The following is a 21287-nucleotide window of genomic DNA, read 5'->3' as shown; positions in this document are numbered from 1 at the left end:
GGTGGGAACCCCTCATGCTAGTCTCGCCTCACCCGGCCCCCGGGAGTACGCAGAGGGGCTCCGTGACCATCGATCTGGAGTGTGCATGAGCGACTACGATCCGTCCTGGAGCGGCGATTGGGAGGCAGATCCCGCCCACTCCACGATCCGTTTCACGGCGCGCCACGCCATGGTGGCGAAGGTCAGTGGGGCGTTCGACGACATCGAGGTGAAGATCCACGCCGACGCGGATCGTCCCGAGCTGTCGTCCGTGGCGGTACGGATCGGCGTGGCCAGCGTGAACACCCGCAACGCGCAGCGTGACGAGCATCTGCGCAGCGCTGATTTCTTCGATGTCGAGAAGTACCCGTACATCACCTTCGTCAGCACCTCCATGGAGGAGGTCGACGACATGGCGTTCATGGTCACCGGCGAGCTGACCATCCGCGACATCACCAAGACGGTGGTGGTCCCGGTCGACGTCATCGGCGTCGCCGAGGATCCCTTCGGCGCCGGCACCCGCGCCGGGTTCGCCGGCAGGCGCCGGATGAACCGCCGTGACTTCGGGCTGGAGTGGAACATGCCGCTCGACACCGGTGGTGTGCTCGTCTCGGAGAAGATCGAGCTCGATTTCGAGATCAGCGCCATCAAGAGCGGGCCCGCCGCGGGCGCCGATCAGTGACCACGCCGAGCTGATCAGCGAAGGAGGAGACGATGGCCACCAGCGAAAACCTGGCACCGCAGAACATCCGCCGCAAGGAATTCAGCGTCCGGATGCGGGGCTTCGAGACGACCGAGGTGAGCGACTACCTCGCCGATCTCGCCGACCTGATCGAGGACCTGCAGGACGAGAACGCCCGGCTGGTGCAGACCAACCGCGACCTGCGCGCCGAGCTCGAGTCCACCCGCGGGATGCCGCCGGAGGGATTCGCGCCCGCCCCGGTGGTCACGTACGCCCCGGCTCCGGTCGTCGAGCCGAGCGCGCCGGCGGGTGGCCAGGCCGAGGCCATCCTCACCCAGGCCCAGCAGATGGCCGACCAGCTGATGGCCGACGCGGAGGTGGAGGCCCGCCAGCGGGTCGCCGACGCGGCCGACGTCGACCTGGTCGACTATGTACGGACGTACGCCCGGGTGACGCACGACCAGATGAAGGGCGTCCTGGACCAGCTCAACAGCCAGCTCGACCGGCTGCACGACCTGGCCAGCCGCGACGCGCACGGGGCTGCCTGGGACGCCGCGAGCCGCGACTGACCGGCTCCGAGGGGTGACCCGGCCGCCCGGTTCCGGGCGGCCGAGGGCGCGATGCCTCTCGGCTAGACTGACCTCTCGTGGCACTCACCATCGGAATCGTCGGTCTTCCCAACGCGGGCAAGTCAACGCTGTTCAACGCGCTGACCCGCAACAACGTCCTCGCCGCGAACTACCCGTTCGCGACGATCGAGCCGAACGTCGGTGTGGTGGGGGTGCCGGACCCGCGGCTGAAGGTCCTCGCCGACATGTACGGCTCCGAGCGGATCCTGCCGGCGACCGTCTCCTTCGTCGACATCGCGGGCATCGTGAAGGGCGCCTCACAGGGTGAGGGGATGGGCAACGCGTTCCTCGCCAACATCCGTGAGGCGGACGCGATCTGCCAGGTGACCCGGGTGTTCGACGACCCGGACGTCACCCACGTCGACGGAGCGATCAACCCCGGCAACGACATCGACACGATCACCACCGAGCTGATCCTCGCCGACCTCCAGACGCTGGAGAAGGCCCTGCCGCGCCTCGAGAAGGAGGCGCGGATCAAGAAGGAGTCCAAGCCCAGGTACGAGGCCTGGCAGAAGGCCTACGAGACGCTGTCCGAGGGCCAGGGCGTGTACGCCGCCGGGCTCGACCTCGAGCCGCTGCGCGAACTCTTCCTGCTCACCGCCAAGCCGTTCATCTATGTCTTCAACTGCGACCAGGACGAGCTGGGCGACGAGGACATGAAGACCAGGATGCGGGCGCTGGTGGCCCCGGCCGAGGCTATCTTCCTCGACGCCAAGTTCGAGTCCGAACTGGTCGAGATGGACGAGGACGAGGCCCGCGAGTTCCTCGCCGAGATGGGGGTCGTGGAGCCCGGCCTGGACGTGCTGGCCCGCGTCGGCTTCGCCACCCTCGGCCTGCAGTCCTACCTGACCGTCGGACCCAAGGAGGCCCGCGCGTGGACCATCCACCAGGGCTGGACCGCGCCGCAGGCCGCCGGCGTCATCCACACCGACTTCGAGAAGGGCTTCATCAAGGCCCAGATCGTCTCGTTCGACGACCTGGTGGCGTACGGCTCCGAGGCCGAGGCCAAGGCCCACGGCAAGCTCCGCCTGGAGGGCAAGGACTACATCATGCAGGACGGCGATGTCGTTGAATTTAGATTTAATGTGTAGTAGACCCCGTCCGACTCGGTATTTTGTGCCTTGGGTAGAAGCTGACCTGTAAGGGACCCGTCAGGCCGCGGCGCTGATTCGCAATTCGGACTGTCTCTAATCGTGACATTCGCCGACGAGCGGTTCAGGTTGTCGACGACGGGCTCTGCAGGGCAGCTCCTGCGAGATGCCGGACGTGCGTCACACGGGCCAGGATCGATTCCCGGTGGCAAGGCAACGGGGTTCTCAGGAAAGGGTCACCGGTCGAGGCAAGCTCAGGTTCTACGGCGCGGCCTCAATGATCTTCTCACCCTCACCGCCCCAGCATGAGATCCACGAGGATCGGCATAGCCGAGGAGGGATCGGGTCCTATCCTCCCGGATTCCAGTTCGGGGTCGGCTCGGCGAGCGATCTCACATGCGCTGTGTACGGCGTGGAATGGGAAGGTCGGTGCGAGCATCTTCTTTGTCACCAGCCCCAGCTTCTCGGTGAGCTCGTCAAGCTGCGTGGTGCTCAGCGTAGAGCGCTTGTCCTCGACGTGCCACCGCAGCCATGCTTCGAATTTGAGGTTCGACACGAGCAGCAGGATCGACTCGCGGGCGGCGAGCTGGCAGGCAGCCGGCAACGCATCGTGCTGGTCGACATCGACGAGGCAGACGCAGACGTCGTAATCTTTCTCGTTGCTCGCCGCCTTGTCGCGGATCTCGATGCACTTCCGGACGACCTTCATGGGGTCCTTGCCCACGGCGACCGCTTTCACGACAGCTGTCGCGCCCGCGTTGCGCAGATAGCGATTCAGGCCCTCGACGTACTGGGGTTCCGTCCGCGTTCCCTCGGTGACCACGAGGATGCGCCGGGCGGGCTGTCTCTTGGGCCTGCTGGTGCGCCTGCTTTGCGTGCGTGCTGCCACCCTCAGTGCTCCTCGGAGCCAACGAGCGCGGCCAGCGTGCTCGGCGAGAGCCGCGGCGTCCCGCCATACCGGCCGGTGAGATACCGCCGCTCTACATTCGCGTCGGGGTGCTTCGGGAAATCGGCGAGGCAGGTCAGCTCGGTGACCCCTTCGTAGGTCTTGTCAGTGAGCCAGACCTGCTCAGGCTCCAGCTTCACCTCGCTCAGTGGCGAGAGGACGTAAGATTCGTGGCTTGTGAAGATGAGCTGCGCCTGCCGGGTGTTGACCAGCGGATCTGCGAACGCGCCCAGCAGGACCTCGAGTAAATGGGGATGCAGGCTCGCGTCAATCTCGTCGACAAGGAGCAGCCCTCCCTCGCGCAGCGCCTCCAATGCCGGCACCGCGATGGCGAGCCAGGCGATCGTCCCGTCACTCTCATCTTGGATGGAGAACTCGGGGCACTTGTCGGCAGTGCCGCGATGGGTAAAGACCAGATGCCGTACCACCTGAGCGAGCAGGTCGTCGTTCAGGTCGCTGAGTCCGTCATCGTCTTCGTCGGTGGCAGGGGCACGGGGCGTGTCCTCCTCTTCGCGCAAGTCGCGGAGGAGTCGGCCGAGGGCACGGCGCACGCGCTCGGGGATGTTGGTCTCCTCGATGCTGACCTTCGCGACGCCAATGTCGGCGACTTGGAGGAGGGCTTCGAGGTCAGTGAAGGTGATGGTCCCCTCTGCAAGCGAGTCCGCGATGCTCGACAGGCGCGCCTCGCGATGGGAGTCCTTCACTAGGACGCAGTCGAAGCCGGAGGCCAGATCATGAGCCACCGGGTATAAGGGCGAGTCAGGCAGCAATAGCGCCCGGCTGAGCACGAGTTCACGCCCGGTCACCTCGATCTTTGCGCGTAGGCTCTGGTGGAACGTTAGCCTGCCCGTGTTCCGGTTGCGATCCAGCAGCGTTCGCCACCTCGAGCTCGGTACGTCGCGCAGCCACTCGCGCTTGACCCCGTCGTGGTCAACCTCAAAGCCGTACAGATGACGGCGTCCGTCGTGGATAAAGTCGAGCTCGTAGATGCTCGACGAGGTGCGCGCGGTTCCGTCGAGCAGGAACGGTGCCCGGTGCATCGACTTCGACGCCTGCCAGGCCGTGGCAGACAGACTGATCGCCGTAAAAGTGTAGCGGAGCGCATCCAGAACAGCGGACTTGCCGGTCGCGTTGCCGCCGAAGATCCCCGCGATCGGGTACGTCACAGCACCCCAGTCGTCGTCTCGTGGTCGAAGGGTCCGCAGCGACGGCCGCGCGAGATCGACCGTGATCTCGTCCCGGATGCTCTTGTGGTTGCGCACCGTGAAGCTAAGAAGAAGCATATGGCGACCCTAGCATGCTCAATACAGTCGTTCTTACGTTTTTCGAGCAAGTTGGCAGGTTGGGAAAGCAATGCGATGCTGGGTGCTTTGCGAGTTGAGGCTGATGCGTGGAGCGAGCCCCAGAGACCTGCGTCCACAGGGTTCTGTGTTGTGTGCTGATTGCTGTCCAGCACGATCAACTCCTCGTCATCATGCAGCGCCCTGCTCCCTCGTGCAGTGGGCTGCTCGGACGTAGGTGCCCTGCTGTGGTGTCGAGACAGGGTTGGTCGCCACGCACCTGTGTGAGACCGAGCTGCACTGGTTTGTGGGTCGATACGATCTCCCTCAGGGCGACGTGACGTCGACATCCTCACTCGAGTCGACATCGATGACCTCCGCCGCGCCCCTATCCGTAGGGCTGCTGCCGGGCCAAGCGCTGCGCCCCCGCTCGAGGCCCCCTGCTTCTTGCGCCTCGACATCAATACTCTCCTTGCAGGTCTGTCAAGTCTGGAAGCAAAGGGTCATGTGATGGATGGATACCCCGAGGGTGCTGCGGAGTCCGCGGCGCAGACGTTGTTACGCGCCATAATGCGGTCGATTTCCGATTTAACGTCCGGCGTTATTGACGCACTCCGTTATGCGATGGTCGTGTGATCGGATCGTTCGGCAGCAAGGACACTGAACGCATCTGGCATGAGCAGTACGTCAAAGGTGTTGATCGGACGGTGCAGCGCGCGACGCTACGGAAGCTCGAGCTGATCCATGCGGTGAGGGATGTCGAGGACCTCCGGGTCCCGCCGGGGAACCGCTTGGGGCGACTGGTCGGCGATCGTCATGGCCAGCACAGCGTCCGGGTGAACGCGCAGTGGCGGATCTGCTTCGTCTGGAGAGAAGGAGGTGCCGAAGATGTCGGACTCGTCGATTATCACTGATTCCGACCTGATCGAGCCGATCCATCCCGGGGAGATCTGATGCAGGACTTCATCGAGGGGTTCGGGATCACGCAGAACAAGCTGGCGGTGTCGATCGGCGTACCGCCGCGACGGATCAACGAGATCGTGCATGGCAAGCGGGGAATCACGGCGGACACGGCGATCCGCCTGGCCCGGTACTTCGGCACGTCCGAGGAGTTCTGGATGAATCTGCAGTCGAACCACGAGCTGCGACTTGAGCGCCGCGCTCTGCGGGACGCGGTCGCTGCAATCACGCCGCTGCAGACTGCATGACCGTCGACGCCGGTTGATTCCTGCATCGTGCCGACGGGCTCTGACGAGGCGAATCGGCTCCGGTGGGGCCCGGACGTCATGCTGACGCTGATCGAGCCGCGAGCTGTCACCGCGGTCAGTGTGGCTTGCGCTGGGCGGATCTTCCGGGGGAGGGCTTGCGACGGTCGAGTGCTGCGACCGTGATCCACGCGGCGGCTGCCGCGAGGACGGCCGCGGGCACGGCGTCGAGCCCTTGGCGTCCGACGAGCAGCGCCGCCAGCAGCACGGAGGAGAACAGCAGCCGGGTCCCGGCGGCCATCCCGGCGGCCGTCCCGACGGCGACCGCGAGCGTCGGGGACACGCCCAACCCGATGACGGCCAGCGTCGCGACCCCGACACCCAGGAAGATCGCCGGGAAGACCGGGCCGCCGCGGAATCCGGAACCGAGGCAGACGGCATAGGCCAGCGCCTTGGTGACCAGGACGCCGACAACGACGCCGATGGAGCTCTGGTTGATGATGTCGGGCACCGACGTCTGACCCGAGAACAGCACATCCTGCACATTGCCCCCGAGTGCCTGGGCCAGTTGTGCCAACAGCCCGATCGCCAGACCGCCGAGCAGCAGCAACCTCACCATGCCGTGGCGCCCGCGTCCGAAGCCCTCGAGCCGTGCCGCCAGGAGGCGTACCGCGGCGACGATCAGCGCCGCGACGACGCCGACGCCCACCGCCACGGCGAGGTCGAGGAGGTGCGTCCCCGCGTACATCGGCAGTCCCTGCACGTCAAGGGCCGTCGCACTGAGACCGCCCCAGCCGTCCAGCCCGATGAACAGGACGTAGCCGACCGCTGCCGCCACCAACCCCGGCAGGAGGGCCGGCAACAGCGCGGTGCCCATCGCCAGGCCGCTCTCCAGCAGGAGCATCCCCGCCACCAGGGGCCCGCCGAACAGCGCCGAGATCGCCGAGAACGAACCAGCCGTGCCGAGCACGGCCGCCTCTCGCTGCCTCAGCCTGAACAGTCGCGTGACCGCGACGCCGACGACCGACCCGAGCGCGACCAGCGGCGCCTCCGGCCCGAGGACGGCGCCGAAGGCAAGGGAGCCGACGGCGGCCAGCACGATGCCCGGCGCGAACTCGAGCGGCGTCGGGCCGCGGCCGAAACCCTCGAGCGGCCGATGGCCGCCGTCGCCGGGGAGCAATGTGCGTGCCGCCCAGACCAGTACGGCGCCCACGATCGGGAGTCCGATCACGAGGTACCACGGGGGTGACGGTGCGCCGAGAGCCTGCGGCAGCACGTCCCACAGTAAGTGCTCGAGTTCGTGCAGCATCGCCAGGAACAGCGCCGCCACCAGCGCGGCCGGTATCCCGATCAGCGCGCCCAGCAGGACGAGCCGGAGGTATGCTGCTCCGCTCATCCCTGCGCTTGCGGCCTCCCCTTGGGTCTCGGCCATCGGCCCCTCCTCCTGAGTCGGTCACCCAGGTTACGGTGCGCAGCCACGTCTCCTGCGACACCGCGGTCAGATGGGCGACGCCGTGCAGCGGACTAGCCTGCTGGGTGTGAACCGGGCCACTGATCACATCGCCGTCCGCGGCGCGCGGGTGCACAACCTCAAGGGGATCGATGTCGACATCCCACTCCAACAGCTCGTCGGCATCGCCGGCGTCTCCGGCTCCGGCAAGTCGTCGCTGGCCCTCGGGGTGCTGTACGCCGAGGGGTCGCGCCGCTACATCGAGGCACTGTCGACCTACACCCGCCGCCGGATGGCGCACGCCCCGCGGGCCGCGGTCGACTCCGTACAGCACGTGCCCGCGGCGCTGGCGCTGCGCCAGCGCCCCGGCGTCCCGGGGGTCCGCTCCACCTTCGGCACCTCGACCGAACTGCTCAACGTGCTGCGGCTGAGGTTCTCCCGGCTCGCCGCCCACCGGTGCCCCAACGGGCACCGGATCGCCCCCACGCTCGACGTGGCGGCCGAGACCCCGATCACCTGCCCGACCTGCGGCGCCACGGTGACACCTCCCGGGGCCGAGGCGCTGGCGTTCAACTCCGGTGGCGCCTGCCCCTCCTGCACCGGCACCGGCGTCGTACGCTCCGTCGACGAGGCCACCCTGGTGCCCGACACCACGAAGTCGATCGACGAGGGTGCGGTCGCCTCCTGGCAGATGATCGGCTTCAAGGTGATGCCCCAGGTCGTCGCCGAGTTCGGGGTGCGCACCGACGTGCCGTTCGACGAGCTCACCGCGCGGGAGCGCGACATCGTCCTGCACGGGCCGGAGGAGAAGCGCCACATCACCGTCACCACGAAGACCGGCCGCTTCGTCGAGCTCGACTTCACCCTCCGCAACGCCCGGCTCACCGTCGAGGAGGCGCTGCGGACCGCGAAGGACGAGCGCGCCGTGCAGCGGATCGACAAGTTCCTCACCACCGGCACCTGTCCCGACTGCCACGGCACCCGGCTGTCGGTGGCGGCGCGGACGCCCACGATCGGCGGCCGCAACCTCGCCGAGGTCACCGCCCTCAGCCTCGACGAGGTGGTCGCCTGGGCACCGACCGTGACCGCCACCCTCCCGGCCGGGATGGCGCCGATGGCCGACGCCCTGGTCGCCACCCTGCTCGGGATGGCCCGTCGGCTGATCCAGCTCGGGCTGGGCTACCTCACCCTCGACCGGGCCGGCGGCACGCTCTCCACCGGAGAACTGCAGCGGGTCCAGCTGGCCCGCGCCGTCCGCAACGAGACCACGGGCGTGCTGTACGTGCTGGACGAGCCGTCGATCGGGCTGCATCCGGCCAACGTCGACGGTCTGCTCGGGGTGATGGGTGACCTGCTCACCGACGGCAACTCGGTCGTGTTCGTCGATCACGACGTCCAGATCCTGCGCGAGGCGTCCTGGCTGGTGGAGATCGGCCCCGGCTCGGGGACCGAGGGCGGCACGATCCTGGCCCAGGGGCCGGTCGCCGAGGTGCAGCGGTCGCCGGACTCGCTGCTGGCGGGCTTCCTGACCGGGGACGAGCCGGTGATCACCCGGGCCCGCGCCGCCGAGACGGACCTCTTCGCGGCCGGACGGATCCACCTGGAGGCCGGGGCCCTGCACACCGTCCACCCGCTGACGGTGGACATCCCGAGGGGACGCCTGGTCGCGGTCACCGGGGTGTCCGGCTCGGGCAAGACCACCCTGGTGCTGGAGTCGCTCGTCCCCGCCCTCGTCGCCCGGGCCGGCGGACCGGGGAACGCGAGGCTCACCGGCCCGAGGTCGCGTCGGGTGCGCGCCGGCGGGGCGGGTCCCGGCGTCGTGGGTCCCGGCGGTGCGAGGGGCAATGGCGCGAGGGCCCGGCTGCCCCAGCACGTCAGGGTGCTCGAGGCCGAGGGGGTCTCGCGGGTGCACATCGTCGATGCCACCCCGATCGGGGCGAACGTACGCTCCACCGTCGCCACCTACTGCGGGGCGTACGACGACCTGCGCAAGGCGTACGCCGCCACAGACGACGCGGCCCGGCTCGGGCTGACCGCCTCCGACTTCTCCTACAACACCGGCTCACTGGCCTGTCCGCGCTGCGAGGGCACCGGACAGGTCTCGCTCGACGTGCAGTTCCTGCCCGACATCGACATCCCGTGCCCGGACTGCGACGGGAGGCGCTACGCCCCGCGGGCGTACGAGATCCGCCGTGGCGGGATCGCCCTGCCGGACCTCCTCGGGCACACCGTCCGGCAGGCCCTCGAGGCGGTCGGCGACCTCCCGCGGGTGCATCGCCGACTCACCGCGCTGGCCGACCTCGGGCTCGGCTACCTGACCCTGGGCGAGGGCACCCCGGCGCTGTCCGGCGGGGAGGCCCAGCGGCTCAAACTCGCGACCGAGCTGCACCGCGACCAGTCCGGCGCGGTCTTCGTCCTCGACGAGCCCAGTGTCGGGCTGCACCCGCTGGACGTCCGGACGCTGCTCGAGGTGCTGCAGCGGCTCACCGACAGGGGCGCCAGTGTCATCGTCATCGAGCACGACCTGGACCTGATCGCCAACGCCGACTACGTGATCGACATGGGCCCGGGCGGGGGCGACGCCGGCGGGCGGATCGTCGCGGTCGGCACCCCCGACGAGGTCGCCCACCACCCGGCCAGCATCACCGGGCACTACCTGGCGCGGCATCTGGGCGGACCTGTGGGGGCAGCTGCGTCAGTGGCGGACCAGCCGCGGGGAGATCGTCCGCGCGCCTGAGACGGCGACCCGCGAGCCGAGTTCCCGGTCGGCGGTGGCCACCCGCAGCACGATGTCGGGATCGGCGGCGAGCCCGGCCACGACAGCCACGATCGCGTCGTCCCCGGCGCCCTCCGCCGCGACCACCCGGACGCCCGGGGCGGCCGCCTCGACAGTGCGGGCCCGGCCCTCGGTGACCAGGACGAACTCCGGACACCAGGTCGCCCCGGGCAGGTCGAGGTCCTCGGCCGCAAGGCCGCTGCCGACCAGACCGGCGAGATGGTCGCGCAGCCTGACCGTCGCGCCGTGGCGGTCCTGCCACCATCCGTCGGGTCGTGAGCCGACCACATTGGCGGCGTCGACCACCACGACCAGCCGGCGCAGCATCGTCCGCAGCTCCGGCAGGGCGGCCGCGAAGGCGGGCAACAACGGGTAGCGGTCCACCGCGGCGAGGTCGATCCAGGCCAGTTCGTGGCTCTCCGCGTCGGTCACCGAGGGCTGCCACGCCGCGACCGCCTCGGCCACCACCGTGGTGTACGACCAGTCGGGGTGGGTCAGCACCCGGTCGGCGCGGACCCGGACCGCCGAGGTCACCAGTCCGGCCTCCTCGACCGCCTCGCGCAGGCCGCCGGCGACCGCCGACTCCGTGCCGGTGAGCGCCCCTCCCGGGATGCCCCAGGTGCCGCCGTGGTGGGTCCAGTCCGCCCGGTGCTGCAGCACCATTTGGCGCCCGCCGTCGGTCCGGCGCCAGACGAGCAGGCCGGCGGCGCCGTACAGGCCCCAGTGCTTCTGACCGCAGCCGCACTGCACCCAGCCGTCCCCGGGCAGGCGACGCCGACGGAGATCGGGCGGGAGGTCGGCTCGGCCGGCCCGGGCGGGGTCGGGGACAGCGGGGGACATGTGCGCACCCTAGTCGGCCGGCGAGCCGGGTCAACCGTCGGGGCGGGCCGCTCGCGCCGGGTAGGCTCGCCGGGCGTGACAGATCCCGAGGACGATCCGTGGGCCATGCAGCTCGTCGTACGCCGCGACCGGCACCGGCCGACGCGGGAGATCGACGTGGCCGAGGCCGGCGCCCGCGCCGTCGTGGCGCTGCTCGCCGATGAACGCTGTGAGCCCGGCGGAGCCTGGCACGACGCCACCGCGTACTGGTCCGACGACCGGATCCGCAAGCTGGTCCGCCGCGCCGACGGCAAGCGCTGGGACGACGCGCAGGCCCTCGACGGGGTGACCGTCTGCCAGCCGGGACCGGACGGCTTCGCCACCGCCGCGGTGCGGGCGTACGTCCCGGCCCCGGTGCGGACAGTGCCCAAGCTGCTGGCCCGGCTCCAGGTGTCCGGCACGCAGTTCGGGACTGAGGGGGAGAGCCTCAGCGACGCCGCCGTCGTGACGATCGAGGTCAGCCCGCTGATCGCGATGACGAGCGGCAAACTCACCGCCCAGTGCGGTCATGCCGCCCAGCTGGCCTGGGACCTGATGGACCGGTCGGCCCGGGAGCGCTGGCGCAGCGACGGCTTCCGGGTACGGGTGGAGCATCCCGACGCCGTCACCTGGGCCGCCACCCGCCGGCCCGTCAGCGTGGTCGACGCCGGATTCACCGAGCTCGACGGCCCGACCGAGACGACCCGGGCCCACTGGGCCCGCTGACCCCGACCTCGACCGGGCCCACTGGGCCTGTTGGCCCGGGCGGGCGGAGGCGCGCCGACGACCAGCGGCCGCCCGGTCACAGGTGACCGCTACCGTTGCTCGAGGGTGGGACAGCCGCGACCGAGGAAAGGAACGACCCGTGACAGGTCTTGAGGAGGGTGCGCGGGACGACGGTGTGAGCGTCGAGGACTTCAAGGCGGTCTTCCGGCGTCATGCGGGCGGGGTCGCGGTCGTCACCGCCCTCGGGCCGGACGGCCCGATCGGCTTCACCGCCACCTCGGTGATCTCGCTGTCGGTCGACCCGGCCTACCTGGCCTTCTCCGTCAACGCGCACTCCTCGGCACTGCCGGTGATCGAGATCGCCGACAGCGTCGTGGTCAATGTGCTCTCGGCCGACCAGGCCGCCGTGGCCGACCGGTTCGCCTCCCGGACACAGGACCGGTTCGCGGGCCCGGAGATCCGGGTGCTGCCGACCGGGGACGTGGTGCTGACCGGCTCCACCGGCTGGGTCCAGGGCCGGATCGAGCAGCGCGTCCACGTCGGCAACAGCCTCCTCGTGGTGGTCCGGGCCCTCACCGCCGGACTGGGGCAGCACACCTGGCCGTTGGTGTACGTCGACCGGACCTATCACCGGCTCGGCGAGGACACCCGGCTGGGCTGAGCAGCCCACGCGACCGGGCGTGATCGGTGCGGCCCGGCGGGGTCAGGCCCGGCGGGGTCAGGCGGACGCGCCGACCGCGGCGAGCCGCTCGAGTGTGGCCGGCAGGAGCACGTTGTTCTCCTGGTGGATGTGCAGGTGCAGGTCACGTTCCATCGCCGCCAGCCCCGTGTACAGCTTCTCGTAGGAGACGCACCCGTCCGCCGGGGTGCGGTAGCCGCCGGTGATCGCGTGGAGCTCCTGGAAGATGCCCCCGACCACGTTGTGCTCCTTGAGCAGGGCCCTGACCAGCGGACCCAGCGGGCCCTGGGACGTCATCGTCTCGCCGGTCAGCTCCAGCCGGGTGATCGCCGGGAAGATCACCTGCTCCTCGCGGGTCAGGTGGGGCTCGAGGTCCGCCTGTGCGGCGCGGTAGAGCTCCAGCACCCGCGCCAGCTCGGGATGATGCTCGCGGTGCACCCGGGCGACCTTCTCGGCCAGGGCACGCAGCCGCGGCAGCTCCTCCCACAGGTAGGCGTGGTGGGTGTCGACGATGTCCTGGGCCAGCGCGGACAGGGCATCGGGCCTGCCGGCCGCCCCGTCACCGGTGTCACCGGGTGTGGTCGCCGGCGATGCCGGCTCGGGGGAGGGGGAGGCCAGGGCGGCGGTCACCTCGTCGAGGTCCAGCCCGGCCTGCTTCACCGCGCCGGCGAGCGTACGGCCCCCGTGGCAGCAGTAGTCCAGGCCGAGTTCTTCCAGCACGTGGGCCCGCCGGGTGTCGGCGGTGACGAGATCCGCCAGAGTGGCCCGGACATCGATCCGGTCGGCGGCCGGTCCGGTCCGGGCGATGGTCGTCGGTCCGGGCCCGGCGGCCGGGTGACTGTCGGCGGGGGTCGTGCGAGGGCTGTCGGGGTCGGTGGTGCGGGTGACGGTCATGGTCCATCCGTTTCTGCGATCAGGTCGGGGGAGGTGCCCGGTCCGCATCATCGGCGTCCGGACACCCTCGACCGTACGGACCTGCCCCGTCGTGGTCCTTGACGTACGTCAAGCGCGCTTCGTCGTGCCCCGACTGTGCTCCGTGACGCCCACTCGGCCGCGGTCCGTGACGCCCATTCGGCCGCGGTCCGCGACGCCCACACGGCACAGCCGCCGGGCTCGGCCATGGGCACGGTCCCGGTGTGCCACGATGACTCACATCCGGTCGGCCCAGCAGCCGCCGGAGTGTCCGCACCTCCGCCCGGAAGGAGCCGTGATGACCGGCCAGGCCTCCCCGCTCGAGCATCTCTCACCGGGGTACTTCGCCCTGGTGATGGCCAGCGGCATCGTCTCGGTCGGCTGTGCCCAGCGCGGCTGGGCGGTCGCCTCGCTCCTGCTGCTGGGGCTCGCGTCGGTGGCGTACGTGACGCTGGTGGCCCTCAATCTGGTCCGGCTGGCCCGGCACCGGTCGGCGATGGCCGCGGACGTCCGCAACCCGCGCACCGGTTTCCAGTTCTTCACCTTCGTGGCCGCCACCGATGTGCTCGCCGTCGCGATCGCCGGCCACGGTCCGGTGGGGCCGGGGGCCGTGCTGCTCGCGGTGGCGGCGACCGTCTGGGCGATCCTCGGCTACGCCGTCCCCGCAGCGGTCGTGCTCGGCAACCCGCAGCGGCCGATCATCCGCTCCGCCAATGGGTCGTGGCTGGTCTGGGTGGTCGCCAGCCAGTCGGTCGCGGTCGCGTCCGCGACCCTCGAACCGCACTTCCCCGCCGCCCGGCAGTGGCTGGCGATCGTGGCGGTGCTGTCCTGGTCGGTGGGCGTCATGCTGTACGCGGCGACCGCGCTGTTCCTGTCGCTGCGACTGCTGGTCTACCCGCTGGAGCCGCACGAGATGGATCCGGCCTACTGGATCTCCATGGGGGCGGTCGCCATCACGGTGGTCGCCGGGGCACGGATCGTCGAGATGGACAGCGCCCCGATGGTGGACGCGGTCCGTGGCCTGGTCGCGGGGCTGGCGGTGCTGATGTGGTGCTTCGCCACCTGGCTGATCCCGGCCCTCGTCGGGGCGGGCGTCTGGCGCCACGTGGTGCACCGCGACCCGCTGCACTACACCCCCGCCTGGTGGAGCATCGTCTTCCCGCTCGGGATGTACGGGGTGGCCGGGATGTACCTCGGCCGGGCCGACCGGCTGCCGATCGTGGAGTGGATCGGCACGACCTGGATGTGGGTGGCCGTCGCGGCGTGGAGCGCCGCGTTCGTGGCGATGGTGGCGTCGTGGGTCAGCGCAGTACGGCGCCGGCCCGTGCCATCTCGCTGAGGGCCGAGCTGCCGCGCGTCGGGTCGACCGCGGCGATCTGGTCGGTCAGGACGGTGACGTCGAACCCCTCGGTCAGCGCGTCGAGGACGGTGGCCCGGACGCAGTGGTCGGTGGCGACCCCGACCACGGTCAGGTCGGTGATGCCGTGCTCCCGCAGGGCCGCGGCCAGCGGTCGGTCCGTGCCGGGGACGGTGCCCTCGAACCCGGAGTAGGCCGCCCGGTGCTGACCCTTGCGGACCTGCAGCCGCGGCAGGTCGGGGTGCTCGGCGAGCATGCTCTCGACCAGCGGCGCCAGCTCCGCGCCCCGGCTGTCGGCCCGGCAGTGCACCGGCCAGCTGTCGACGTAGTCGGGCGTCGTGGACCAGTGCGCGCCGGGGTCGATGTGCCAGTCCTGGGTGGTGACCAGGACGGCATAGTCGGCGGCATGCGCCGCCAGGTGGGCCCGCATGTGCTCGTACGCCGCCGTGGCACCGGCCACGCCGAGGGAACCGCCCTCGGTGAAATCGTTCTGGGCGTCGACGATGAGGAACGCCGTGGCTGACATACCTGGAGTGTAGGTCGGGCCGCCGGATGGCAGGCCGTCACCGGATCTGGGTACGCGGGGTGCTGGCGGATCAGCGGCGCGGGTGCCACCGGATCGGCGGTGCGCGAGGTGCTACCGGAACGGTGGTGCGGAGAGACGACTACCGGATCAGCGGTACGAAGGAGTAGAGCCCGTGCCTGGAGTCCTCGACCGTCCCGGTCGGGCTGCGGCACACCCGGTGCATCACCGAGCGGACGGGGATGACCATGATGCCGCCCGGGGCCAGCTGCTCGACCAGGTCGCCGGGGATCTCCGACGCCTCCGCCGAGACGAGGATCCGGTCGTACGGTCCCTCGTCGGGCAGGCCGAGGACGCCGGGCACCGCCTGACGGATCTCGGCCCAGGGCAGATCCAGCCCCGCCAGGGTCGTGGTGGCCCGTCGGGTGAGATCGGCGATCCGCTCCACGCCGAGCACCCGGCCGGCCGGGCCGACCAGACGGGCCAGGATCGCGGTGGTCCAGCCCGAACCGGCCCCCACATCGAGCACCCGCATGCCGGCGCCGACCTCCAGCAGCTCGAGCATCGCCACCACGGTGGACGGCTGGGAGTTCGTCTGGCCATGCCCGATCGGCAGCGGCAGGTCGACGTCCGCGTACGGTTGCGCACCCTCGGGAAGGAACGGGGTGCGGCCGAGTTCCCGCATCACCCGCATGATGTCGGAGACCGTTGCCGGCTTGCTCACGAGATCCGCTCCGGGTCGTTGCCCGGCGTGGCGCCGGGTCCTCACGACCAGCGTACGGGCGACTGTCGGGGCCGGACAACAGCCGGTCGTCCGATCACCACCTGCCTGCCGTGACCGGGGTGGCATCCGGTGACCGGGGTGGCTTCCGGTGACGCCCGGGACACGATCCCCTGGGACATAATGGCCGCATGCCGGAAGCTCCCGAGCTGGATGCCGCTGCCGCCTTACTGCGTGATCACGCCGCGGGCCGGGTGATCGAGCGCGTCGACCTCGCCTCGTTCTCCGTGCTGAAGACGGCGGAGCCGCCGCTCAGTGCCCTGGCCGGCAAGCGGATCACCGAGGTCGGCCGGCGCGGCAAGTTCCTGCTGATCGGCTGCGAGGACCTCCACCTGGCGGTGCACCTCGCCCGGGCCGGTTGGCTGCGCTGGCACACGACGAACCCGAAGACCCCGGTGCGGCCCGGCCGCAGCCCATTGGCCCTGCGTGTCGTGCTGGACGACGGGGCGTCGTTCGACGTGACCGAGGCCGGCACCAAGAAGGGGGTCGCCGCGTACGTCACCGCCGACCCGGAGTCACTGCCCGAGATCGCGACCCTCGGGCCGGAGGCGGGTGGGCTGTCCGTCGAGGACCTGGCCGCGATCCTGGCCGGCTCCTCGTCGCGGCTGAAGACCGTGCTGACCCAGCAGTCGGTGATGGCCGGCCTCGGCAACGGGTTCTCCGACGACATCCTGCATGCCGCGCGACTGTCCCCGTACGCCACCGCCAGGACCCTCGACGCCGAGGAGGTCACCCGGCTGCACGCGGCGATCGCCGAGGTGCTCGGGCGCGCCGCGGCGGCGCTGGCGGGCCAGCGCCTGGACCGGATCAAGGACGTCAAGCACGCCGGCTACCGGGTGCACGCCCGCACCGGCCTGCCCTGCCCGGTGTGCGGCACCGACATCGCCGAGGTGTCGTTCGCCGAGAAGTCGCTGCAGTACTGTCCGTCCTGCCAGACCGGTGGACGCCGGCTCAGCGACCGGCGGATGGACCGGCTGCTGAAGTGAGCCGAGGCGCCGGCCGCGGAGTCCCCGGGGCGGCACAGGAACGTCGGGTCCGCTGCTCAGGACCGATCGGCAGCCGGGTCCACTGATCAGGACCGCTGGTCACGCCCCGCTGATCAGCGGCGGCGATCAGGACCGCTGCTCAGATCCGCTGCTCCGGCGCGGCGACGGGCGAGGAGGGCGGTCCGGACGTCGTCGGCGAGCGGGCGGTACGTCGCCACCAGCAGCACCAGCGCGGTCGGCACCAGGAAGACGAAACCGATCCACAGGTAGCCCGCTGCGCCGATCATCCCACCGAGGAAGAACAACCCGACCAGCGAGGCGTGCATGGTCAGCTTGGTCCGGTCCCCGACGACCGGATCCGCATCGGCGAGCCGGTTGCGGTAGGCCATCTTGCCGAGTTCGATGCCGATGTCGGTGACCATGCCGGTGACGTGCGTGGTCCGGATCGTGGCACCGGAGATCTTGGTGATGGTGGCGTTCTGCAGGCCCATCGTGAAGCAGAGCACCGCGATGAACACCAGGTGGCGGTACTCCCAGGTGAGCGCCTCGGCCAGCAGCCCGAACAGCAGCATCATCCCGCCCTCGACCAGCAGCACATTCGCGTAGCGGCTGTGCAGCCCACGGCGCCGGCCCCAGTTGAAGATCAGCGCGCAGCCCATCGCCCCGGCCACGAACGAGGCGATGGCGATCACACCGCTCAGCACCACCGCCGGGCGCCACAGCACGATCGCGTCGGCGACCGTGGCGGTGAGCCCGGTCATGTGCGAGGTGTAGACACTGACCGCCACGAAGCCCACCGAGTTGAGGATGCCGGCCACCAACGCCAGCAGCAGGGCGAGGTGGCGGTTGAGCTCGGGGGTCCGCCGGGCGCCGGCCACCTCGAGCAGATAGTCGGCCATTCTGGTGCGCACGTGGGACCTCCTCCCGATGCCGATGTGCGAGGACATCTTCGCCCCTGGACCGCGGTCGCAACAGTCCCGCGTGCCACCTGGCTGGCAGAGGTCGGCACTGTGTCGGTCGGCCCCGGACAGGAACAGCCGTGCGTGCCACCGGGGTGGCAGAGCGCGGGCGTAGGCTGCCCGGATGGATCGAGCCGACACCGAGCCCCCGTCCGACACCGCCGGCACACCGGTCCCGGCCGCCACGTCCGTCCCGGCCGGCTGCCTGGTCGTCTTCGGCGGCCGCAGCGAGATCGGGCTGGCCGTCGCCCGGCGTCTCGCCCCGGGACGTACGGTCGTGCTGGCCGCCCGGCCCGGCGACCTGAGCGATCCACGACAGCAGTGCCTGGACGCCGGTGCCGCCGACGTACGGATCGTCGACTTCGACGCCGACGACACGGCCGCCCATCCGGGCCTGGTCGACCGGATCGAACGCGAAGCCGGTCCGATCGGGGTCGCGGTGCTGGCGTTCGGGATCCTCGGCGACCAGACCCGTGCCGAGTCCGACGCCGGCGAGGTGGTGCGGATCCTGCACACCGACTTCGTCGCCCAGGCGAGCCTGCTGACCGTGCTCGCCGACCGGATGCGGGCGCGCCGGTCCGGCGCCCTGGTCGCCTTCTCGTCCGTCGCCGGGGTCCGGGTGCGCCGCGCCAACTACGTCTACGGCTCCGCCAAGGCCGGTCTCGACGGCTTCGCCTCCGGACTGGCCGATGCGCTGCACGGCACCGGGGTCCACCTCGTCATCGCCCGCCCGGGCTTCGTGATCGGCCGGATGACCGCCGGGATGGCCCCGGCGATCTTCGCCAGCACCCCCGACCGGGTGGCCGACGCGGTCGTCGCGCGCCTCGCCCGGGGGAGCGGGGTGGACCTGTGGATCCCCTGGCAGTTGCGGGTGATGTTCTCGGTCGCACCGTACGTGCCCCGGGCGGTGTGGCGCCGGATGCCTCGCTGACGGATCGGCGCGGATCCGACCGCGACGCCGAAGTCATGGTCGGCGACCGGTCCGGGCGACTACCGTGAGGGTATGCGGGAACAGCAGGAGCGGCCGATCGGCTACTGGGCCAAGCATCTCGACTCCCTGATCAACCAGGCGTTCGAGCAGGCCCTTCACGACGACGATGTGACCCGGCGACAGTGGCAGGTGCTCAGCACCCTGACCTGGGGCGCCCGGAGTGTCGCGAGTCTGCGCGAGACCCTGGGGGCCTTCCGCTGCGACGAGGACGATTCCCTCGAGGACGCCCTGGAGGCCCTCGACGGCCGCGGCTGGATCGGCGACGACGGCGGCCTGCTCTCGCTCACTCCGGCCGGGGTGTCGGTGCACGACGAGGTCCACGGACACGTCGAGCGGGTCCGGGAGGACCTCGGCCGCGACATCAGTGATGCGGACTACCGGACCACGGTCGACACCCTGCGGCGGATGTGCGACAACCTGGCCGCAGGTCTGCCCCGGAGTGACTGAGCCGGCCGGGCCCACGCGCCCGGCAGGTGATCCGGGGGCCGCGCCACGGGTCGGGCTGGTCCTCAATCCCCACGGACGCCGGGCGGCCCGTGCCCGCCAGGAGCTCACTGCTGCCCTCGCCGACGTGGACGCGCCTGCCCCGACCGTCCTCACCACGACCGTCGACTCCCCGGGGGCGGACCAGGCCCGGCGGCTGCTCGCCGCGCAGGTGGACCTCGTCGTCGTCGCGGGTGGGGACGGCACGGTCCGTGAGGTCGCCCGGGTGCTGGCCGGCACCGGTGTCCCGCTCGGCATCATCCCGACCGGGACCGCCAACATCGTCGCCCGCAACCTGGCGCTGCCGCGTCGGGACGTACGGCGCGCCGTCGCGCTCGCGCTGACCGGTGCGGAACTGCGGATGGACGTCGGGCTGGCCCGGATGCGTACCGGACACAGGGGGCCGGTCGAGTCGGCCTTCCTGGTGATGGCCGGGATCGGCCGTGACGCGCAGACGGTCGCCGCCACCGGCGTACGTCTCAAGCGCTGGCTGGGCTGGCTGGCCTACTTCGCCGCCGGGATCCGGCACGTGCTGCGCCGCCCGCTGCCCCTCACCGTCGACCTGGACGGCTGCCCGCGCAAGGCGCGGACCTGGACCGTCCTGTTCGGCAACCTGCCCCGGGTCCCCGGCGGGATCGCGGTGTTCCCCGCGGCGGTGCCCGACGACGGGATGCTGGAGACCCTCGAGCTGCCGTTGCGCAGTCCGCTCGACTGGCTGGTGGTGGCCCGCAGCGGGCTGTCCGGCCGGCCGTGCCGGGGCCCGGCCCTCACGTACGGGCGGACGGCCCGGGCCCGGGTGACGTCGGCGGCGCCGCTGCCGGTCCAGCTGGACGGTGACGTGGTCCGCGACGTCCTCGATCTCGAGGTCGGTCTGCTGCCGGGAGCCCTGACCGTCCGGCACGGCATCGGCGTGCCGCGGATCGCGTCCGCCACGGAGACCGGCGTCCTACACTGAGTAGCAGACGGTGCGTCGTCGCGGCCGGGTCGTCACAGGCAGGTCATCGCAAGCGGGTCGCAGCAGGCGGTACGACGTACCGGCCGTGTGGTTGTCGGGCAGCGTGCTCACATTCGCACGGGAGGTTGTCATGTCCGCCGTCATCACCGATCGCTTCGCCGGTCGGACCATCATCGTGACCGGTGCCGGATCCGGCATCGGGAGGGCCACCGCCACCCGGTCGGTCGCCGAGGGGGCGTACGTCGTCGGGGTCGACCTGTCCGAGGAGCGGCTCAAGGACGTCGCCGAGGAGCTCGGCAGCCCCGGGTTCCGCTATGTCGTGGGATCGATCACCGACCAGGCGGTCGTCGACCGGGTGGTCGCCGAGGCCGGCCCCGAACTGTGGGGGCTGGTCAACAACGCCGGCATCATGGACGACTTCCTCACCGTCGCCGAGATCGACGACGACACCTGGCAGCGGGTCTTCGACGTGAACGTGACCTCGATGATGCGGATGAGTCGCGCCGCGATCCCGGTGATGCTGGCCCGCGGGTCGGGTGCCATCGTCAACATCTCCTCGGAGGCCGGCATCCGAGGCTCGGCCGCCGGCGTCGCGTACACCGCCTCGAAGCACGCGGTCATCGGTCTGACGAAGTCCACCTCGCTCTTCTACGCACGCAAGGGGATCCGCTGCAACAGCGTCGCGCCCGGCGGTGTCGCCACCAACATCCGGACCCGGATGGACACGACCGGCTTCACCGAGGTGATCGCTCCGTTGCTCGGCGCGATGATGGCCCCGACGGCGACCGCCGACCAACTCGCGGCCGCCATCACCTTCCTGCTGAGCGACGATGCCTCCAACATCACCGGCACCGTGCTGATGTGTGACGGCGGCTGGAGCGTCATCTGAGCCGGCCGAGGCGCCACCGACCCTGAGCCGGACCGACGCCGGAAGGCCGGCCGGACGATGGCCGGAACAACTCGGGCGACAGCGGTTCGGCGGAGGGGCCGGGGAACGACGCAGGAGCGCGGACCACAGAACGACGGACGGCGCCGGGGG

The 21287-nt window shown here is 70.7% G+C and carries 21 protein-coding genes and 1 pseudogene; 14 read left to right on the top strand and 8 right to left on the bottom strand.

Annotated features, from left to right (window positions below):
• Positions 1–85: 85 nt before the first annotated feature.
• The 3 genes from VB059_RS06170 to ychF all read left to right on the top strand — a co-directional run bounded on the left by VB059_RS06170 (position 86) and on the right by ychF (position 2381).
• On the top strand, positions 86–661 hold the full coding sequence (locus VB059_RS06170; RefSeq protein ID WP_323421149.1) for a YceI family protein: 576 nt from the start codon (positions 86–88) through the stop codon (positions 659–661).
• A gap of 32 nt (positions 662–693) precedes the next feature.
• Positions 694–1230 (top strand): DivIVA domain-containing protein, encoded by a 537-nt coding sequence (locus VB059_RS06165; protein ID WP_323421148.1) that lies wholly within the window; start codon positions 694–696, stop codon positions 1228–1230.
• A 77-nt stretch (positions 1231–1307) separates the two neighbouring features.
• Complete coding sequence (ychF, locus tag VB059_RS06160) at positions 1308–2381, top strand: redox-regulated ATPase YchF (RefSeq protein ID WP_323421147.1); 1074 nt, start codon at positions 1308–1310, stop codon at positions 2379–2381.
• Positions 2382–2673: 292 nt separating this feature from the next.
• On the opposite strand, the gene VB059_RS06155 is transcribed toward ychF, so the two are convergent.
• A complete protein-coding gene (locus VB059_RS06155) occupies positions 2674–3270 on the bottom strand; it encodes an RloB family protein (protein WP_323421146.1) in 597 nt (198 codons plus the stop codon).
• Positions 3271–3272: 2 nt separating this feature from the next.
• A complete protein-coding gene (locus VB059_RS06150; protein WP_323421145.1) occupies positions 3273–4610 on the bottom strand; it encodes an ATP-binding protein in 1338 nt (445 codons plus the stop codon).
• A 629-nt stretch (positions 4611–5239) separates the two neighbouring features.
• Between VB059_RS06150 and VB059_RS06145 the strand changes: the two genes are divergently transcribed.
• Together VB059_RS06145 and VB059_RS06140 are read left to right on the top strand one after the other, a co-directional pair.
• Positions 5240–5521, top strand: coding sequence for a type II toxin-antitoxin system RelE/ParE family toxin (locus VB059_RS06145; RefSeq protein WP_323421144.1), 282 nt, complete (start codon positions 5240–5242; stop codon positions 5519–5521).
• Positions 5496–5815, top strand: a pseudogene (locus VB059_RS06140) (HigA family addiction module antitoxin). The gene VB059_RS06145 and the pseudogene VB059_RS06140 overlap by 26 nt, the downstream one beginning before the upstream one ends.
• Before the next feature lie 115 nt (positions 5816–5930).
• Here the strand turns inward: VB059_RS06140 and VB059_RS06135 are convergent.
• Positions 5931–7244, bottom strand: a complete 1314-nt coding sequence (locus VB059_RS06135; protein ID WP_323421142.1) for a chloride channel protein — start codon at positions 7242–7244, stop codon at positions 5931–5933.
• Between the two features lie 70 nt (positions 7245–7314).
• Between VB059_RS06135 and VB059_RS06130 the strand changes: the two genes are divergently transcribed.
• Positions 7315–9999 carry an AAA family ATPase gene (locus VB059_RS06130; RefSeq protein ID WP_416339510.1) on the top strand — a complete coding sequence of 895 codons (2685 nt, stop codon included), beginning with the start codon at positions 7315–7317 and terminating at the stop codon, positions 9997–9999.
• Here the strand turns inward: VB059_RS06130 and VB059_RS06125 are convergent.
• The gene (locus VB059_RS06125) at positions 9958–10878 is read right to left on the bottom strand and encodes an NUDIX domain-containing protein (protein ID WP_323421140.1); all 921 of its coding nucleotides are present in this window, start codon (positions 10876–10878) and stop codon (positions 9958–9960) included. The genes VB059_RS06130 and VB059_RS06125 overlap by 42 nt on opposite strands.
• Positions 10879–10983: 105 nt before the next feature.
• Here VB059_RS06125 and VB059_RS06120 point away from each other — a divergent pair, with 105 nt between their 5' ends.
• A complete protein-coding gene (locus VB059_RS06120) occupies positions 10984–11622 on the top strand; it encodes a peptidyl-tRNA hydrolase (protein ID WP_323421282.1) in 639 nt (212 codons plus the stop codon).
• 139 nt (positions 11623–11761) lie between these two features.
• Entirely contained in the window at positions 11762–12283 is a 522-nt protein-coding gene (locus tag VB059_RS06115) for a flavin reductase family protein (RefSeq protein ID WP_323421139.1), read from the top strand.
• Between the two features lie 57 nt (positions 12284–12340).
• Here the strand turns inward: VB059_RS06115 and VB059_RS06110 are convergent, their stop codons facing one another.
• Positions 12341–13195, bottom strand: coding sequence for a DUF542 domain-containing protein (locus tag VB059_RS06110; RefSeq protein WP_323421138.1), 855 nt, complete (start codon positions 13193–13195; stop codon positions 12341–12343).
• 316 nt (positions 13196–13511) lie between these two features.
• On the opposite strand from VB059_RS06110, the gene VB059_RS06105 reads away from it, so the two are divergent.
• Entirely contained in the window at positions 13512–14552 is a 1041-nt protein-coding gene (locus VB059_RS06105) for a tellurite resistance/C4-dicarboxylate transporter family protein (protein ID WP_323421137.1), read from the top strand.
• Here the strand turns inward: VB059_RS06105 and VB059_RS06100 are convergent.
• Both VB059_RS06100 and VB059_RS06095 read right to left on the bottom strand, forming a co-directional pair.
• Entirely contained in the window at positions 14515–15096 is a 582-nt protein-coding gene (locus VB059_RS06100; RefSeq protein WP_323421136.1) for an isochorismatase family protein, read from the bottom strand. The two genes, VB059_RS06105 and VB059_RS06100, sit on opposite strands and share 38 nt — an antisense overlap.
• A 139-nt stretch (positions 15097–15235) precedes the next feature.
• A complete protein-coding gene (locus VB059_RS06095; RefSeq protein WP_323421135.1) occupies positions 15236–15817 on the bottom strand; it encodes a protein-L-isoaspartate O-methyltransferase in 582 nt (193 codons plus the stop codon).
• Between the two features lie 188 nt (positions 15818–16005).
• Here VB059_RS06095 and VB059_RS06090 point away from each other — a divergent pair, with 188 nt between their 5' ends.
• Positions 16006–16860: a DNA-formamidopyrimidine glycosylase family protein gene (locus VB059_RS06090; protein ID WP_323421134.1), complete on the top strand. Its 855-nt coding sequence runs from the start codon at positions 16006–16008 to the stop codon at positions 16858–16860.
• A 113-nt stretch (positions 16861–16973) separates the two neighbouring features.
• On the opposite strand, the gene VB059_RS06085 is transcribed toward VB059_RS06090, so the two are convergent.
• Positions 16974–17771 carry a YoaK family protein gene (locus tag VB059_RS06085; protein WP_323421133.1) on the bottom strand — a complete coding sequence of 266 codons (798 nt, stop codon included), beginning with the start codon at positions 17769–17771 and terminating at the stop codon, positions 16974–16976.
• A 172-nt stretch (positions 17772–17943) separates the two neighbouring features.
• Here VB059_RS06085 and VB059_RS06080 point away from each other — a divergent pair, with 172 nt between their 5' ends.
• The 4 genes from VB059_RS06080 to VB059_RS06065 all read left to right on the top strand — a co-directional run bounded on the left by VB059_RS06080 (position 17944) and on the right by VB059_RS06065 (position 21137).
• On the top strand, positions 17944–18750 hold the full coding sequence (locus VB059_RS06080) for an SDR family NAD(P)-dependent oxidoreductase (protein WP_323421132.1): 807 nt from the start codon (positions 17944–17946) through the stop codon (positions 18748–18750).
• 72 nt (positions 18751–18822) lie between these two features.
• Positions 18823–19257 (top strand): MarR family transcriptional regulator, encoded by a 435-nt coding sequence (locus tag VB059_RS06075; RefSeq protein WP_323421131.1) that lies wholly within the window; start codon positions 18823–18825, stop codon positions 19255–19257.
• Complete coding sequence (locus VB059_RS06070; RefSeq protein ID WP_323421130.1) at positions 19178–20248, top strand: diacylglycerol/lipid kinase family protein; 1071 nt, start codon at positions 19178–19180, stop codon at positions 20246–20248. Before VB059_RS06075 ends, VB059_RS06070 begins: the two co-directional genes overlap by 80 nt.
• Before the next feature lie 130 nt (positions 20249–20378).
• Positions 20379–21137, top strand: coding sequence for an SDR family NAD(P)-dependent oxidoreductase (locus tag VB059_RS06065; protein ID WP_323421129.1), 759 nt, complete (start codon positions 20379–20381; stop codon positions 21135–21137).
• The last annotated feature ends 150 nt before the right edge of the window (positions 21138–21287 follow it).

It is taken from the genome of Raineyella sp. (assembly GCF_034933565.1).
Lineage (GTDB): Bacteria > Actinomycetota > Actinomycetes > Propionibacteriales > Propionibacteriaceae > Raineyella.
The sequence above is the reverse complement of the archived record's forward strand: the minus strand, read 5'-3'. Positions and strand labels throughout refer to the sequence as shown.